Consider the following 16,607-nt stretch of genomic DNA (forward strand, 5'->3'; position numbering starts at 1 on the left):
CAATATGCGCGTGGCGGCTTGCGCCACAACGCATTGGTCAGCGCCGCGGGATTATTCAAGCACACGCAGCTGATCTTGAACGGCGTGCACTCCGGGCACATACCAGCAGTCGTACACGGCCATGCGACGCTGATGCTCGTCGTGCACATAGCCGTGCAGTGTGACCGTGCGCTGTGACGTTGCGGCGCGGATGTTCTCAGCGTGCAATAGCGGATCCTTTTCCAGCACCAGGCGAATGGCATCGGAGATCTCATCGTCATTGTCGGCTTCCGCGGGCTGCACACGCAGGTGATTGTGTATGTTGCAACTGCCGGGTACCCACCAGGCGATGACTTCCGCCAGACGCCGGTGCGACAGGCTGCCAACCTGACCGTGCAGCTGGACGTCACCGGTTTGCACGTCCACCGCGATCCACTGCGCGTCCGCGGGCGCCGCAGGACCGGCATACACGCGGATATCGCGGAACGCAGGTTCCATGGCCAGTGCCTCGACAATCGCATCCTGCAACGCCTTGCCGTCGCGCTGCCCGCTGGGAGCAAGCCGCAGATGATCTTCGATGCTGGGCAATGCGGAGACCTGCAGGGCGATACGCCTGGCCTTGCGTTTGGCAATGATGTTTTCCACCTGGCCTTCCAGGCGCAAGTTACCGTCAAACCGCACGCGTACCGGATAGGCGTGCAGGTTGATGTCACCATCCATGGCCAGAGCCGCGAGCACGGCGTGGATCAGTTCATCCTTTGCGGTTGACATGGGAGCGCCTCAATGGTGCATGCGGATTTTCGCTAGAGTGACGCCAATCACCGCCACAATTCAAGTAGCCGCACAATCGCGCGTACCCGGGCGCAGCCGGCATGTACACAGCCTGCGGTCGCGAGTTGGTGTCTGTCGCGAACTCTGGAGTCGTGCAGGCGGGTAGCGTCAGCCAGCACCCGGGCGTCGGGTTTTTTCTCAGTGTTTTCAGGTGCATCTTGGCCAGCGAGCCGCTATGATTTTGGCCGCGGAAGGCACCTAATCGGGCCCTGGCTCGGATGAGGGTTGAGGTATGCTGAATTCGACGGTTTATCGTTGGGCCGCGCTGACAGCGGGCATCGGAATTATTGGCGCGCTGAGCGCGTGTGCGCCGTCGGGATCTTCGCCGGAGCAGCAAACTTTCACGCTGACTGCCCAGTTGCCGGCGCTGTTCCAGCAGACGCGCATCGTGGCAGCCAATATTGATGTAAATGGGTTGGCCTGCAGTGTGCGCGTGGTGACGGTCGATTCGACCAAGCCGTGGGCCCCGGTGTGCATAGTCATGCAGAACCAGCCCACGTTCAAGAGCTTCAATATTGGCGGCAAGCAAGTGGATTTTGGCGCGGTCGGCGATACCTACAGGGTGTTGCAGAGTGCGTTCACAAGCTTGCCGACACCGGTGGATGCTGCCGTCACCGTGGCCAGACCTGTCGTCGGCGGTACCGTGGATACCACTGTGGCACCGGCCGCCAAGGGACCTTTGGCGTTTCCGCAGGACTGGAAGCTCGTGCCGTATCCCGGGAACCACACCTTGCGCGGCCAGAATACCGGCTTCATGGTGACCAGCGCGGTGCTCACCATCAACGGCAGTGCGGGAACGCTGGCCGTGGCTTACAAGAACACCTACGCGCCATTGCATCTGGAATGCACCGTGACGGCCGATGCCAAGGGCGATTACACCCTGCTGTTTAATCCCATCCAGCTTGCGAGGATAAACGGTGCCGGGGATTACACCATTCAGCTGGTGGTCGGCGGCCAGGCATTTTCCGGCGGTATCTGGGATTCGCGCGGGTTTGACAGCTGGCATCCCGGTCTGCCGCCACAATGGGTCAGCGCCAACGACTGACCGTTGGTAGCCATCGGCGGTTGATCGCCGCTGCGGCTGCCTAAACCGCAGCTGTCAGCGGCTCCACACTCCGCGCACCGCGCTCAGTGCGCGGGTTTGCGAAACCGGTAGATGAACTGGCTGGTGTGCCCGCGGATGGACGCGTCGAACACCGGGATATTCAGCGGATCCTTGGGGTTGAGCAGTGCATCGCTCGCGCCGTCAAACACGAATCCCGCTGCTTCCACTTCCTTTCTCACGCTCGCCGGATCGATGCGGTGCAGGGTGTTGGTGTCGCTGATACCGGAGCCGGCCGGCGCGATGTGATCCACAATCACGAACACACCCCCGGGCTTGAGCGCGGCATACACCGCCTTGTTGAATTCCGCCATGTTCACCGGGCCCAGGGACGGATCGTGCAGGTCGTGGTAATTCTGGCTGGTGAATACCACGTCCACGGGCAGCGATGCCGTCGGCCGATCGAGGGATTCCTGCAGCACGCTCACATTGGCGTAATGTCCGGTATTGGCGAGCTGTTTCCACAGCACCAGGTTCTTGTTGTCGGCCTTGGTCTGGCTCGCCCAAACCTGGTACACATGACCGTGCGCCCCGACAATCTGGCTGAATGCGCGCGTCCAGTAACCGCCGCCGGGCAGCAGTTCCATTACCGTTGAACCGGGTTTGACGCCGCTGAAAGTCAGCACGGTTGCCATCTGCCGGCGCTCGTCGTTGACGCGGTCGGCGCTACGCGCGGAATCGTTCATGGCTGCGGTTACATACGCGGGGGTTTTTGTGCCCGCCTGCGCCACCGGTTGAACCAGCGCTACAAACGGGCAGGCGAGCAGGGCGGTGAAGGCAAAAGTAGATGCGCGCATGTGAGAATCCTCCATCGGCAGTGCGGCCATTGTGCGTCAGCCGAGTCACGATTGCACGCTGCGCCTTGCGCGTGTGCAGCGCGCGCGACGCGATCAATTACCGGGCCAGCGCGCGGCGCATCTCGGCTTGCCAGCTTGTATAGCGTTGCCGCAGCGGGCGATTTTCATCCGGTTGCCACACGCTGCGGCTGGCTTCGACAACGCCGGGCATGCCAAGCAGCACGGCCACGCCGCGTGCCGTGGCCTCCTGTTCCTCCGGCCTGATTACGGGTAATCCGCTAAGGTCGGCCAGTCCTTGACATAGCTCTCGTCGTCTCGACAGCCCGCCGGTCACGACGACGCGGCGCAGCGGGGCTTGCCGCGTACGCATTCTTTTCAGATTGACGCACAGCAGAAATACGATGCTTTCGATGACGGCCAGGAATTTCTGGCCGCGGTCCGCGCGCCCGACAAAACGCGAACGGAAATCGGCCTGCCAGTAAGGCGAGCCCAGCCCCGATACGCCATTCAGAAACAGCGGTACGCCGGAATTGGAAGCCAGCCAGGCGGGCATGTTCCTGAGCATGACAGTTTCGGAAATGCCCAGCCGCCGGCGCAGCCAGGCGAGTGCGCTGGCGGCACCGTTGACCGTGCCCTCCAGCACGTACAAGGCGTGCTCTTCATCCTGCCAAAGCACACTGCCAAGCAGCCCAGCCACCCGGGGCGGCTGGCTGCCGTGCAGCCGCTGGATGAACGCGCCGGTACCGAGGTTGATGTAAATGCTGTCGGTACGGGGCGGGCCCTGCGCGAACAGCGCGGCCGGCTGGTCACCGGTGACCACGGTGAGCGGAATTCTACGCTTTGCCAGCAGCACATGACCGAAGGCGTGCTGATTGGGCACGCAGCGCGGCAGTATTTCCGCGCCGATACCGAAGAGCGCCAGCAATTCCGGCGACCAGGTGCGCGCGCGGTAATCCCACAACAGGGTGCGTGAGGCATTGACCGGATCGGCCAGCAGCGGCTTTTCCACCAGCAGGTTTGCCAGAATGAAACTCGCGAGCGGCCCGGCCGCCAGCCGCTGTTGTTGCCGGGCGCGCTGCACGGCAGGCAGCGTTTTCAGGCACCAGCGGAGTTTGCTCGCACCGTAATGCGCGGACAGCACCAGCCCGGTGATGCGGTGCACATGGGCCGCGTGCGGCGTCAGCGTCTGGATGTAGCGTGCTGCGCGCCGGTCCTGCCAGGAAATCACCGGTGATAACGCGTGGCCGGTGTTGCGATCCCAGCAGACGACGGTGGAACGCTGCGTTGCCAACCCCGCGCAGCGAATATCCGCTACACGTGGTCCAAGCTGCCGGGTAACACCCTGGCAAGCCTGGCGTACCGAGGCCAGCAGCGCTTTGGGATCGTGTTCAACTCGGTGTGCTGCAGGATGCCGGGTAGCAATGCGCTTTTCCGCGGCGGCCACGAGTTTGCCATTGGCGTCGAATACCAGTGCACGGCTCGCATGACCGCCCTGGTCCAGGGCGAGGAACAGAGGCGCGCGACGCGGCATAGGGAACAGCTAGGCGGGAGTGAGTGGCAGCCTGCGGGTGTCCGCTTTCGGCGTGCACTTGGGCAGGCTGGTGCGCAGGAGACGCAGGGCGTGCTCCGCATCGGCACGGTAAGAGGTGAGTTTGCCGCCGTACACGTTCAGCAAACGCGGTTGCCGTTTGCGGTCCGTGAGCAGCAATATTTCACGCGAGCGGCCGAATGCGCGACCCGGACCCGCAGGCAGCACGCGCAATCCCGCAAAGCTGGTACGGATTCTGGTCGAAGCCGAGGGGAAATACCGGCGCAGCACCTCCAGCAAATAGTCCTGTTCCTGCGGCAAGGGGTGGACTGCGGCCGGATCCGGGCCGGTAAACCGGGTTTCAGTGGTGCCCACGAGGGTGCTGTGCTCGTGCCAGGGCATGATGAATACCGCGCGGCCATCGCGCGGCGCCTCCACGTAAAAAATACTGTCGACGATCGCGGCATCCATGACCAGGTGTGTGCCCTGGATCAGATCCACGCGTGCACGTGCGGCCGGAGGACGGATGCGGGCGGCAACGTGGTTCACCCAGGGACCGGCGGCGTTCACCAGCACGCGACAGCGTACCTGTCGGTCCGCGCCCGCGTGATTGAATGCCACGTTGCAGCCCTGGTCGTCGAGTTCCGCGTGACTGAAGCTGGCCGGTACATTCAGTTGCGCGTGCAGCGTGGCGGCGGAATTCATCACCGCACGGGTAAGCGCGGCATCATCGGTTTGCGCATCCCAGTACTGGAATACCGCCTGCAGTCCGGCGCGCTGCAGGCCGCCGAGCTGGTCCCAGTCGTGACGCGCCAGCGAGCGAAAGCGCGCGTGCGCGCGCAGCTTGCCAAGCAGCGCGTACAGACTCAGGCCCGCGCGGATTTCCCAGGGACGGCGGTGCGTGTTTTGGTAGATGGGGATGTAGAACGGCACCAGTTTCACCAGTGCCGGCGCAAGCATGAGCAGGCGCTCGCGCTCGACCAGGCTTTCATGCACGAGCTTGAGGTCAAACTGCTCGAGGTAGCGCAAGCCGCCATGGACCAGTTTGCTCGAGCGGCTGGAGCTGCCCGCGGCAATCGCCTGTTGTTCCAGCACCAGCACGCGGTGACCGGCGGCGGCCGCGGCCTGAGCAATGCCCGCGCCGTGGATGCCGGCGCCGACGATTATCAGGTCAAAATCATAATCACTCATGGTGCATGCATGCGCGCATCGGTGAGCAGCGTGCCGATGTCATTGGTTTCGACCATGGCTGCGCCCTGTGTTGTCAGCTCCAGAACGCGTCCGGCATCTTCGGTGTGATAGACAATCCATTGCCAGGGACCCGGCAGTGCAGCGCGCATGCGGGCAAACAGCTTCTCGTCGGTGAACATGTAGTCGGGCTGCAAATCGGTTGCGCTCCCCTGGATCTGGGCGCCGGCCGCTTCCACTGCCCAGCCGACGCGGGCGGCTCCCTGCCGCCGTGCCGGCACGAGGCAAGCGTGGTCGAAGGAAATCACCACACATTGTTGGAGCGCAGGTTGCAGTGCGGCCATGACTGCGTCCACGACCGGCTGGATACCGTGGTGATGCAAACTCTGACGTTTGATTTCCACGAACTGCGTGACGCCGGGCTGGTGGATCAGCCAAGCCGCGAGCGCGGTCAGCCGGGCGAGCCTGACTGCCGCGAAGCGCGCGCCGAAGCGTGCCGCTTCCCCCACGCTGATGGCATCCAGCTCGCGCGCCGGGGTGGTCGTGATATCGAGATCGCGTCCCGCGGTCCGCCGGAGCGATGCATCGTGGCACACGAAGGGCACGTGGTCGGCGCTGAGTTGCACGTCGCACTCCAACCAGCGGGCGCCGGCCGCGACGGCCGCGGCGAAACCTTCCAAGGTGTTTTCGGGATATCGCGCCGGCCAGCCGCGGTGGCCGACCAGTGTGGGAATCTTCTGCGGAACCATGCCGCACTCGCGATTTGTTATTGCTTATTCGTATCTTAACGCTTCGATGGGGTCGAGTGCGGCGGCCTTGGCGGCGGGCGCGATGCCGAAGATTATGCCCACGCCGGCGGAAAAGCCAAAGGCCAGCAGTACCGCCCACCAGGGCACGTAGGCGGCGCGGAAAGCGGGGATGGCGTGCGCCGCCAGCACGCCGATGCCGTAGCCGAGCAGCAGCCCGATGATGCCGCCGATCACCGAAAGCGTGACCGCTTCGATGAGGAACTGCAGCAGGATATCCCGGCGCCGCGCCCCCAGGCTCTTGATGATGCCGATTTCGCGCGTACGCTCGGTCACCGACACCAGCATGATGTTCATGATGCCGATGCCGCCCACGAGCAGCGAAATGGCCACGATGCCGCCCAGAATCAGCGTGATGGAATTCAGTACGCTGGTAAAGCTGCCGAGCAATTCGGATGCGGTCTGCACCTTGAAATCGTCGTCCTGCCCGGCCTTGAGATGGTGCTGGCGACGCAACACCTGGGTAATGCGGGCGGTGACCGCGTCAATCCGGCGGGGATCGTTGACCTTGAGCTGAATGGCGATGTCCGGCACCGCGGCTCCGCCCTGCATGCTGAGCGCTGCACCGTAGGGCACGATGACTTCATTGTCCTGGTCGAAACCGAATATCTGGCCGCGCGCGTGCAGCACGCCGACAATCTTGAACCAGTCACCCGAAATCTGCAGAAACTGGCCGAGCGGATCTGCTGGCAGGTGCAACTTGTTGATGAGCGTGACGCCGATCACGGCCACGTGCCGATGGCGCAGGTCGTCGCTGGGCACGATGAAGCGCCCGTGGTCCGGGTAGGTGCCATTGTTGAGCGCGCCCGCGGGCGTGGTGCCGATGACGCGGCTGGTGGTGCTGCGCCCGTGATAGCGGACTGGGTTGAAAAACCGGCCAACCGGCAGGATCGGGCTGAGGCTGCTGATGCCCGTGACTTCATGCTGGATGGCGAGCAGATCGTCAGGCGTGACTTTGGCGATTTTGCCGGCCAGGCGTTCCTTGCGCGGCAGATAGCTTTGGATGGTCAGGCTGTCGGCGCCCAGGCCCTTGAACTCGCTGGTGACGGAGTTGCTGAATCCCTGGATGAGCGAGACCACGGCGATCACCGCCATGACGCCGATGATGATGCCGAGCATGGTAAGCACACTGCGCAACTTATGCGCGACCACCGCCTGGAGTGCAGAGTTCAGGCTTTCGATCAGCGTATACATGGGTGCGCCGTGTTCACGCCTCGTGCCGCAGGGCTTCGATGGGATCCAGGCTCGCGGCCTTGGCGGCCGGCGCAATGCCGAACACTACGCCCACGGTCGCGGCAAAACCGAAAGCCAGCAGTACCGCCCACCACGGTACGTAAGCTCCGAGAAATTGCGGGATGGCATGTGCGATAAGTGAGCCCACGCCGAAACCCAGAATCAAACCCAGGACTCCGCCCAGCAGCGACAGGATCACGGCTTCAATGAGGAATTGCAGCAGGATGTCGCGCCGGCGCGCACCCAGGCTCTTGAGAATGCCGATTTCCTGGGTGCGCTCGGTGACCGACACCAGCATGATGTTCATGATGCCGATGCCGCCCACCAGCAGCGAAATGCCCACGATGCCGCCGAAGATCAGCGTGATGGCATTCAGTACCTGGTTGAAGGTGCCGAGTGTCTGCTCCGGAGTCTGCACCACGAAATCATCGTCCTGTCCGGGCTCGATATGGTGCATGCGCCGCAGCACCTGAGTGATGCGTCCGGTGACCGCTTGTATCTGGCTGGGGTTGTTGACGGTGACCTGGATTTCGATGTCCGGGACGGTCGCGGCTCCGAGCAGGCTGTGCGCGGTACCGTAGGGGATGTACACGCGGTCGTCCTGGTCCTGACCGCCGATGTTGCCGAGCTTTTTCAGCACGCCGACGACCTTGAACCACTGGCCGTACATCTCGAGGTATTGGCCGACCGGATCCTTGGGCAAATTCAAATCCGTGATCAGCGTCTGACCGATCACTACCACGCGCCGATGGCCGAGATCATCGCTGGGCGAGATCAACCGCCCCATGACCGGGTAAAAGCTGGCATTGCCTTCATAGCGGGACGTGATGCCGTAGATGCCGGCGTACGCCGTCTGGCTGCCAGACAGCACCGCACCCGAGCCGAAGCTCGCGAGTATGAGACGCGGCGAGATGTGGCTGATGCCGGTGACTTCGTGCTGGATGGCCTGCAGATCGGCGGGCGTGACTTTGACGATCTTGCCGCTGAAAAAGTCCTCGTCGGTCTCGTTCGACGAGATGGTGAGTACGTTGGAACCGAGGTTGGCGAAGGTATTGGTGACCGAATGACTGAAGCCCTGGATCAGCGAGACCACGGCGATCACCGCGGCCACCGCGATGATGATGCCCAGGGTGGTGAGAAAGCTGCGCAGCTTGTGTGCGCGGATTGCCTGCAGCGCCGAGCGCAGGCTTTCCGCGAGGTTATACACCGGCGCCCGCCTGGCGGCGCTTGCCGTTCAGGGTATCGCTGACTATGCGGCCGTCCATGATGTGGATCACGCGTTGGCAGTGTGCGGCAATGTTCGGATCGTGGGTCACGACGATGATAGTGTGGCCGTCGCGGTACAGGGTGTCGAACATCGCCATCACATCCTTGCTGGTGCTGGAATCCAGGTTGCCGGTGGGCTCATCGGCCAGCAGGATCGAAGGTTTGCCGACCAGCGCGCGCGCAATGGCCACGCGTTGCCGCTGACCGCCGGACAGCTGGTTGGGCAGGTGGTGCAGGCGCTCGCCGAGGCCGACATTCTGCAGCGCCTGACTCGCGAGGCGGCGGCGCTCGCCCAGCGCCACGCCGCGGTAAATCAGCGGTTGCATGACGTTGTGCAGCGCGTTGGCGCGGCCCAGCAGATTGAAGTTCTGGAAGATGAAGCCGATCTCGCGGTTGCGGATGCGCGCGAGCGCGTTGTCGTCAAGCTGCGCCACCGGCGTGCCGTTCAGGATGTATTCGCCGCCGCTCGGCCTGTCCAGACAGCCGACGATATTCATGAGCGTGGACTTGCCTGAACCCGAGGGGCCGATGAAGGCCACGTATTCGTTGCGCGCAATCTTGAGGTCTACGTCCTTGAGGGCATCCAGGACATTGTCGCCCATGACGTAGCGCTTGCTGACCTGGCGCAGCTCCAGCAACGGAGTGTCACTCATGTTGCGGGCTTCTGCGCCTTGGCCTGCTCGGGCGGCAGCACGGAAATCTTGGCGCCTTCGCTCAGGGCATGCAGCACGGTGTAGGGCCCGGTAATCACGGTTTCTCCGGCTTTGAGACCCGAGACGATTTCCTGGTAGGTGTCGCTGGACACGCCGGTGGTCACGTCCACCTTGTGGGCCTTGCCGTCCTGCATCAGGTACACGTACGCGCCGGAAGTGGGTTCTAGACTCTTGGAATTGGGATTGTTTTCGTACAGCACGGCCTGCAGCGGTACGGCGATGGCATTGGGCGTGCTCTGGGTGTAAATCTCCGCCCGGCAGCTCATCCCCGGACGCACGCGCGGCAGCTTCTTGTCGGTAAGCCCGATTTTTACTTCGAAAGTCACGCCTTGCTGGGCTGTCGCAGTGGTGGAAGTGGATGTGCTGTTATTGGTCACCGACGCGGCGATGAACTGCACCTTGCCGTGGAAAGTATCGTTCGGGTAGGAGACCGCGTTGATGTCGGACTCCTCGCCGAGCTTGACATTCGCAATGTCGGCCTCGTCCACCTGCACGTCGGCCAGCACTTCGGCCGGGTCGGCGATTTCCATGAGCGTGGAGCCGGGGATGTTGGTGCCGGTGATCACGGTTTCGCCGACTTTTACCGGCAGGCTGGTGACCATGCCGTCAATCGGAGAACGGATCACGGTCTTGGAAAGATTCTGCTGTGCCTGGTTCAACTGTGCCTGGGCGATGCGCAAGGCTTCCCTCTGAGAATCGAGTTGGACCTTGGCGATGGCCAACTGATTGGTAAGCTGGTCGAAGCTGTTGGCATCCACGAGGTGCTGCTTGAAGAGCGCCTGCTGGCGGTTCCATTGCAGTTGCAGGTTGGAGATGCTGAGCTTTTGGCTTTCGATCGCAATATTGGCCTGCTGCACGCCGGCCTCGGCTTGGGCCACCGCGGCCTGATACAGCGTCGGGTCTATGCGCAGTACCACCTGATCCTTCTTCACCATCTGGCCTTCGACCACGGGAATCGCGCTGATCTTGCCGATGATTTCGGGCTTGAGCTCCACCGGATTGATGTAAATCAGCTGGCCGGAGGCCAGAATCGAGCTGCGGATGGTGCGCGCCTCGACCTTCGCGACCGTCACTTTCTCGGTGCTGCCGTGCGTTGCAAATCGGCTGATGATTACCAGGATGATGATGCCGGCGACAATCGCCAGGCTGATCCAGACTTTGCGCTTTTTCGACATGCCGGTCTCCGCATGTGTTGGTGTTATATGTTAGTATAACACCGGAAAGTTGAAATGCAAGTGTTCACGCCGAACGTCCTGTTGAAGTCTCAGGCGAGCTTCACGATGATCCAGATTGCGTAAATGATCACCCACGGCGCCAACACGATCAGCGAGGATTTACCCAGGCTCTTTTTGCTCCACAGTGACAGTCCGACAACCATCAGCGCCAGTGTCCAGAACGTGGTCAGATGCACGCTGCCGGCCAGGCCTGCGAGCGGATGCGACAGGGGCAGGCGGAACAGCAGAGTGTTGAGCGAGGTCACGTCTACCGCGTAATAGCTCGTTTGCGCGTTCGAGAACGCATAGGCCACGGCCGCCGCGATAGTCGCAACCACGTTGGGGAAAGCGGTCCAGATGCTGAAGCTCAGCCACTTTCCGTAGTTTTGCGGTTCATAGCCGCTGATTTTGGCCACGAAGAAAAAGTACAAGGCCTGAAGCAGCAGGATGATGACCACGGCCAAGGTGCTGCCCACGACGCCAAACGTGAGGAAGCGCCCACGGGTAAATCCCTGACGGATGGTGTCCAGCTGATCGCTGGTGTATTTGCCCGACATTGTGGCCAGGGTCTGGTTGGCCAGCCAGCCCATGTCCACGGTGGAAAAGTACCAGACCGTGAAGGCAATACTGACCAGAATCATGACAATCAGCGGATACCAGGCCCAACGTCCATGCGGCAGCACGTCCTGCAAGGCCTTTTTCGGGTCCACGAAAATGTTGCCAAGACAAGCCAGAGCGGTGGATTCCATATAGAGATTTCCTTTAATGGTTTGTGGGGTCAGCCGGCCGCGACCATCCATACACAACTGATTAAGTCGGTGCCGAAAGGTTCAGGCGCTGCCGGCAGAATCGCGGGCATAATAAAGGCGGCCAGAGCCGCCGGAAAGTGACAAATATCAGGAGATTCCGCCGGATGGCTCCGGCGGCATGCTGCCAAACACAAAACTCGGTCCCCGGCGGAAAACCCGCCGGGGACCGAGATGCTCAAGCGGGCTGGCTTACCAGCGGCCGCCGCGGCCGCCGCCTTGCTGGCGGGGCTGCCGTTCCTGCGCTTCATTGACGCGCAGTGGACGGCCACCCATGTCCTTGCCGTTCAACTCCTGGATGGCTTTTTGAGCCGCCGCCTGATCCATTTCCACGAAGCCAAAGCCGCGGGGGCGGCCGGTATCGCGGTCGGAAATCAGTTTCACCGAATGTACGGTGCCAAACGGCTCGAACTTGGAGCGCACTTCCTCTTCGGAAGCGGTAAAGGGCAGATTGCCCACGTAGATAGACGTCATATGCTTGTTTCACTCTGCTGGTCTAAAACACCCACCGCGCCGGGACAGCCCGGAACGGTGGCACTGTCCAGACGATATGCCGGGATCCGGAGATCATGGCATTCGACTGTTGTTCGTTGCTGATCATTTGATGACGGCGAGCAGGGAACACCCCAATAACGTCGGCAGGCAAACTGACAGGTCCCGAACGGGGGCGAGAGCATACGCTTGTTAAGCGGTGCTGTCCATGCTTTCAAGCACCTGAAATTCCATGGGTTTTCCTCGTAGCGAGCAGCGTGCCGACCGGCAAAACACGTATAATGCCGCGCTTTTTCCGCCCGCGGCACTCTCTGTGACTGAAGACCTGCGCAATATCGCCATCATCGCCCACGTGGACCACGGCAAAACCACGCTCGTGGACCAGCTGTTGCGCCAATCCGGCACCCTGGATGCGCGCGCCGCCGTGCCCGAGCGCGTCATGGACTCCAACGATCTGGAGCGCGAGCGGGGCATCACCATCCTTGCCAAGAACACGGCCATCCGCTGGCGCGACTACCGCATCAACATCGTGGATACCCCCGGCCACGCCGACTTCGGCGGCGAAGTGGAACGCGTGTTGTCCATGGTGGACTCGGTACTGTTGCTGGTGGATGCCGTGGACGGTCCCATGCCGCAGACGCGCTTCGTCACCCAGAAAGCCTTTGATCATGGCCTGAAGCCGATCGTGGTGATCAACAAGATTGACCGCGACGGTGCACGCCCGCACTGGGTGCTGGACCAGACCTTCGATCTGTTCGACAAGCTCGGCGCTTCCGAAGCGCAGCTCGATTTCCCGGTGGTGTACGCCTCCGCGCTGCTGGGCCACGCGAGCCTGTCGCTGGAACAGCCCGGCAAGGACATGACCGCGCTGTTCGAGACCATCGTCAAGTACACGCCGCCGCCACCCGTGGATTTGAACGGCCCGTTCCAGATGCAGTTGAGCGCGCTGGATTATTCCAGTTACGTGGGCGCCATCGGCATCGGGCGCATCGCTCGCGGGCACATCGCCCGCAACACGCCGGTGGCGGTGGTGGATCACGTGGGCCAGGTGCGCCGCGAACGCGTGCTGCAGATTTTCGGTTTCCTGGGCCTGAACCGCGTCGAAGTGCCGGAAGCCCGGGCCGGCGACATCATTGCCGTCACCGGCATTTCCGCGCCACGCATCTCCGACACGCTGTGCGATCCCGAGCACGTGGAGGCACTGCCCGCGCTCACCGTGGACGAGCCCACCATCAGCATGACCTTCGAGACCAACAGCTCGCCGTTCGCCGGTCAGGACGGCAAATTCCTTACCAGCCGGCAGGTGCGTGAGCGCCTGTACCGCGAGGTGCTGCACAACGTGGCGCTGCGCGTCGAGGATACCGACAGCCCGGAAAAATTCCGTGTCTCCGGGCGCGGCGAACTGCACCTTTCCATCCTGCTGGAGACCATGCGCCGCGAAGGCTACGAAATTGCGGTATCGCGTCCGCAGGTGATTTACCGCCAGGTCAATGGAGAGCGCCATGAACCGTTTGAAGCGCTGAGCGTGGACGTCGAGGAACGCCATCAGGGCGGGGTGATGGAAGCGCTCGGCCGACGCGGGGCTGATCTGTGCGACATGCGTCCCGACGGACGCGGCCGTGTGCGTCTGGATTACCGCATCCCGGCGCGCGGCCTGATTGGATTTCAGACCGAATTTCGTACACTCACCTCCGGCTCCGGCCTCATGCACCACGTCTTCGATCACTATGGTCCGACCAAGGAAATGAGCGTCAATCAGCGCGCCAACGGCGCAATGATTTCAAACGCCACCGGCAAGGCCGTGGCCTATGGCCTGTTTAATCTGCAGGAGCGCGGCCGGCTTATGGTGGCGCCGGGCGAGCCGGTGTTCGAAGGCCAGATTGTCGGCATTCACGCCCGCGACAATGATTTGACCGTCAATCCCACCAAGACCAAGCAGCTCACCAACATCCGGGCCGCGGGCCGCGATGAAAACATCCTGTTGACGCCGGCCTTGAGACTCACCCTGGAACAGGCGCTGGAGTTCATCGAGGACGACGAGCTGGTGGAAATCACCCCGCATTTCATTCGCCTGCGCAAGCGCTGGCTCAAGGAGCACGAGCGCAGGAAGGCTGCACGCGTCGCCGAGGTCGCGGCCTGAGGGACTTGCTACCATAGCGCCTTGCTTTTCAGGCCGATTCCTCCGGAATGGAACTGTACACACACGCCATTGAGAAATTTGAGCAGCTCCTGGCGCGGGCGCGCGCCACCGATCTGCGCGAGCCGGCCGCCATGAGCCTTGCTACGATCAGCGCCGATGGCCGGCCGGCAGTACGCACGGTGTTGCTCAAACACGTGGACGCGCGCGGCTTCGTGTTCTATACCAATCTGCACAGCCGCAAGGGGGAACAATTGCGCGGCAACGCGCACGCAGCGCTGTGTTTTTTCTGGCAGCCATTGATGCAGCAGGTACTGGTGGAGGGTGCTGTGCAGCCGGTCAGCGACGCCGAGGCCGATGCTTACTGGGCCACGCGCCCGCGCGACAGCCAGCTCGGTGCCTGGGCCTCGCAGCAGTCGCAGCCGCTCAGCGAGCGCGCCCAGCTTGAAAAGCGCTATGCCGAGTACCAGGAAAAGTACGCCGGCCGGCCGGTGCCTAGGCCGGAACACTGGTCCGGTTACCGCGTGGTGCCGGACATGATTGAATTCTGGTGTTCGCGCCCTGGCCGGCTGCACGAACGCGAACGTTTTTATCGCGAGCAGGACACATGGAAACGCACGCTGATTTATCCATGATGCCGGCGGAGCGCAGCGTGGCCCACCGCGTGTGCGTCGCGCCCATGATGGATTACACCGACCGGCATTTCCGCTATTTCATCCGTCTCATGAGCCGCCACACGCGGCTGTACACCGAGATGCTGACCACCGGTGCGTTGTTGCGTGGCGATGCGCAACGGTTCCTCGAGTTCGATGCGCGCGAACACCCGCTGGCCCTGCAATTGGGCGGCAGCGAGCCGCAGGAACTCGCCGCCTGTGCGCACCTCGCATCCGACCATGGTTACGACGAGGTGAACCTCAATGTCGGCTGCCCCAGCGACCGCGTGCAGGCGGCGCGCTTCGGCGCCTGCCTGATGAAGGAGCCGGAGCGCGTGGGCGAATGCGTAGCGGCCATGCGTGCCGCAAGCCCGGTTCCAGTGACGGTCAAAACGCGACTCGGCGTGGACGAACTGGACAGCTACGAACTTCTATTCGGTTTCGTGCGCACCGTGGCCGCGGCAGGCTGTGAGGTATTCATCATCCACGCGCGCAAGGCATGGTTGCGCGGACTGAGTCCCAAAGAAAATCGTGAAATCCCGCCGCTGCGCTACGACGTGGCCCAACGGCTGAAACGCGATTTCCCCGCGTTGCGCATCGTGGTGAATGGCGGCATTCAGACCCTGACCGCCATGCAGCAGCACTTGACGGCGTTCGACGGCGTCATGATAGGGCGTGAGGCCGTGGCCAATCCCTATCTGTTCGCCGACGTGGACCGGCGCTTTTTCGATGCCGCCGCGCCAGTGCTTTCACGCGCGCAGGTGCTGCGCGATTGGCTGCCGCATGTGCAGTCAGAACTGGCGCGTGGTGTGCCGCTGGCGCGCATGCTGCGCCACGCGTTGGGTCTTTTTCAGGGCTGCCCCGGCGCGCGCCGCTGGCGGCGTCAGTTGAGTGAAGCCGGCGCACATCCGGGTGCCGGCGTTGAAGTCTTGCATACCGCACTGAATCTGCAGGCCGCCGCCTGAGGCGGTGCGGGCGGAGCGCCACGCCGCTACAATGCGCGCTCCCTGAAACCAGTTTTCTCTCATGCCCGCTACCCGTCATCCCCGCGTCAAGAAAAAAAGCATCACTCAAGCCCAACGCGCCGACCGTTACGCGCTCTACCAGCGTGCGGTGCAGGACCCGGTATGGGAAATGGAATTCGTGGAGCGGATATTCCGCGAACGGCGCGGGCAAGTGCCGTACGTGTTGCGCGAGGATTTCTGCGGAACGGCGCTCGCGGCCTGCGAGTGGGTGCGCCGCAGCCCGCGGCACCGGGCCGTGGGCGTGGACCTGGACGCCGGCGTACTGGCCTGGGCGCGTGCGCACAATATGGCCAAACTCACGCCCTCGGCGGCGCGCCGGCTGACGCTCCTGCAGGACGATGTATTGACCGCGGAAACCACGGTGGCCGATGTGTTGCTGGCGTTCAACTTCAGCTACTGGATATTCAAGGAGCGCGCCACACTCCGGCGCTACTTCGAACGCGCACGCCTGCATCTGGCGGCCCACGGCCTGTTCATGCTGGATGCCTACGGAGGTTACAACGCGTTCAAGGAAATGCGCGAGCGTGAGGATTTCGGGAACTTCACCTACACCTGGGATCAGGCCGAGTACGAACCGGTCTCGGGTCATACCACCTGTCACATCCATTTCAGCTTTCCCGACGGTTCGCGCCTGGCGCGCGCCTTCAGCTATCACTGGCGGCTCTGGACCCTGCCGGAACTGCGCGAAATCCTCGGCGAAGCGGGATTTCGCACGGTGCAGGTGTATCTCGAAGGTACCGATGCCAAAACCGGCGAGGGCAATGGCGTCTTCCGGCCCGCGGACACCGCGGAAGCGGATCCAGCCTGGATTGCCTATCTGGTGGCCGAGCCGTAGAT

Annotated in this window: 16 protein-coding genes; 5 read left to right on the plus strand and 11 right to left on the minus strand. The window is 62.7% G+C overall.

The window, feature by feature from the left end; translation table 11 throughout:
• Positions 1–51 precede the first annotated feature (51 nt).
• Positions 52–750, minus strand: coding sequence for a BON domain-containing protein (locus tag VJR90_03885; GenBank protein HKV96618.1), 699 nt, complete (start codon positions 748–750; stop codon positions 52–54).
• 292 nt (positions 751–1,042) lie between these two features.
• On the opposite strand from VJR90_03885, the gene VJR90_03890 reads away from it, so the two are divergent.
• The gene (locus VJR90_03890; GenBank protein HKV96619.1) at positions 1,043–1,855 is read left to right on the plus strand and encodes a hypothetical protein; all 813 of its coding nucleotides are present in this window, start codon (positions 1,043–1,045) and stop codon (positions 1,853–1,855) included.
• An 83-nt stretch (positions 1,856–1,938) separates the two neighbouring features.
• Here the strand turns inward: VJR90_03890 and VJR90_03895 are convergent, their stop codons facing one another.
• The 10 genes from VJR90_03895 to VJR90_03940 all read right to left on the minus strand — a co-directional run bounded on the left by VJR90_03895 (position 1,939) and on the right by VJR90_03940 (position 11,937).
• Positions 1,939–2,709 (minus strand): methyltransferase, encoded by a 771-nt coding sequence (locus VJR90_03895; GenBank protein ID HKV96620.1) that lies wholly within the window; start codon positions 2,707–2,709, stop codon positions 1,939–1,941.
• Positions 2,710–2,806: 97 nt separating this feature from the next.
• The gene (locus VJR90_03900) at positions 2,807–4,240 is read right to left on the minus strand and encodes an FGGY family carbohydrate kinase (GenBank protein ID HKV96621.1); all 1,434 of its coding nucleotides are present in this window, start codon (positions 4,238–4,240) and stop codon (positions 2,807–2,809) included.
• A gap of 9 nt (positions 4,241–4,249) precedes the next feature.
• Positions 4,250–5,428 (minus strand): FAD-dependent oxidoreductase, encoded by a 1,179-nt coding sequence (locus VJR90_03905; protein HKV96622.1) that lies wholly within the window; start codon positions 5,426–5,428, stop codon positions 4,250–4,252.
• Positions 5,425–6,174, minus strand: a complete 750-nt coding sequence (locus tag VJR90_03910; protein ID HKV96623.1) for a glycerophosphodiester phosphodiesterase family protein — start codon at positions 6,172–6,174, stop codon at positions 5,425–5,427. Before VJR90_03910 ends, VJR90_03905 begins: the two co-directional genes overlap by 4 nt.
• 24 nt (positions 6,175–6,198) lie before the next feature.
• A complete protein-coding gene (locus tag VJR90_03915) occupies positions 6,199–7,425 on the minus strand; it encodes an ABC transporter permease (GenBank protein HKV96624.1) in 1,227 nt (408 codons plus the stop codon).
• Positions 7,426–7,438: 13 nt separating this feature from the next.
• Positions 7,439–8,671 (minus strand): ABC transporter permease, encoded by a 1,233-nt coding sequence (locus tag VJR90_03920; protein HKV96625.1) that lies wholly within the window; start codon positions 8,669–8,671, stop codon positions 7,439–7,441.
• Positions 8,664–9,383, minus strand: coding sequence for an ABC transporter ATP-binding protein (locus VJR90_03925; protein HKV96626.1), 720 nt, complete (start codon positions 9,381–9,383; stop codon positions 8,664–8,666). The genes VJR90_03920 and VJR90_03925 overlap by 8 nt, the downstream gene beginning before the upstream one ends.
• The gene (locus VJR90_03930; protein HKV96627.1) at positions 9,380–10,618 is read right to left on the minus strand and encodes an efflux RND transporter periplasmic adaptor subunit; all 1,239 of its coding nucleotides are present in this window, start codon (positions 10,616–10,618) and stop codon (positions 9,380–9,382) included. The genes VJR90_03925 and VJR90_03930 overlap by 4 nt, the downstream gene beginning before the upstream one ends.
• Before the next feature lie 89 nt (positions 10,619–10,707).
• The gene (locus VJR90_03935; GenBank protein HKV96628.1) at positions 10,708–11,406 is read right to left on the minus strand and encodes a YIP1 family protein; all 699 of its coding nucleotides are present in this window, start codon (positions 11,404–11,406) and stop codon (positions 10,708–10,710) included.
• A 249-nt stretch (positions 11,407–11,655) separates the two neighbouring features.
• On the minus strand, positions 11,656–11,937 hold the full coding sequence (locus tag VJR90_03940) for an RNA-binding protein (GenBank protein HKV96629.1): 282 nt from the start codon (positions 11,935–11,937) through the stop codon (positions 11,656–11,658).
• 331 nt (positions 11,938–12,268) lie between these two features.
• Between VJR90_03940 and typA the strand changes: the two genes are divergently transcribed.
• The 4 genes from typA to VJR90_03960 all read left to right on the plus strand — a co-directional run bounded on the left by typA (position 12,269) and on the right by VJR90_03960 (position 16,605).
• Positions 12,269–14,095 carry a translational GTPase TypA gene (gene typA / locus VJR90_03945; GenBank protein HKV96630.1) on the plus strand — a complete coding sequence of 609 codons (1,827 nt, stop codon included), beginning with the start codon at positions 12,269–12,271 and terminating at the stop codon, positions 14,093–14,095.
• Between the two features lie 47 nt (positions 14,096–14,142).
• The gene (pdxH, locus tag VJR90_03950; GenBank protein ID HKV96631.1) at positions 14,143–14,727 is read left to right on the plus strand and encodes a pyridoxamine 5'-phosphate oxidase; all 585 of its coding nucleotides are present in this window, start codon (positions 14,143–14,145) and stop codon (positions 14,725–14,727) included.
• Entirely contained in the window at positions 14,700–15,710 is a 1,011-nt protein-coding gene (gene dusA, locus VJR90_03955) for a tRNA dihydrouridine(20/20a) synthase DusA (GenBank protein HKV96632.1), read from the plus strand. The genes pdxH and dusA overlap by 28 nt, the downstream gene beginning before the upstream one ends.
• A gap of 61 nt (positions 15,711–15,771) precedes the next feature.
• Complete coding sequence (locus VJR90_03960) at positions 15,772–16,605, plus strand: class I SAM-dependent methyltransferase (GenBank protein HKV96633.1); 834 nt, start codon at positions 15,772–15,774, stop codon at positions 16,603–16,605.
• The last annotated feature ends 2 nt before the right edge of the window (positions 16,606–16,607 follow it).

This window comes from Gammaproteobacteria bacterium (genome assembly GCA_035279405.1).
Classification (GTDB): Bacteria; Pseudomonadota; Gammaproteobacteria; order Natronospirales; family REEB76; genus REEB76.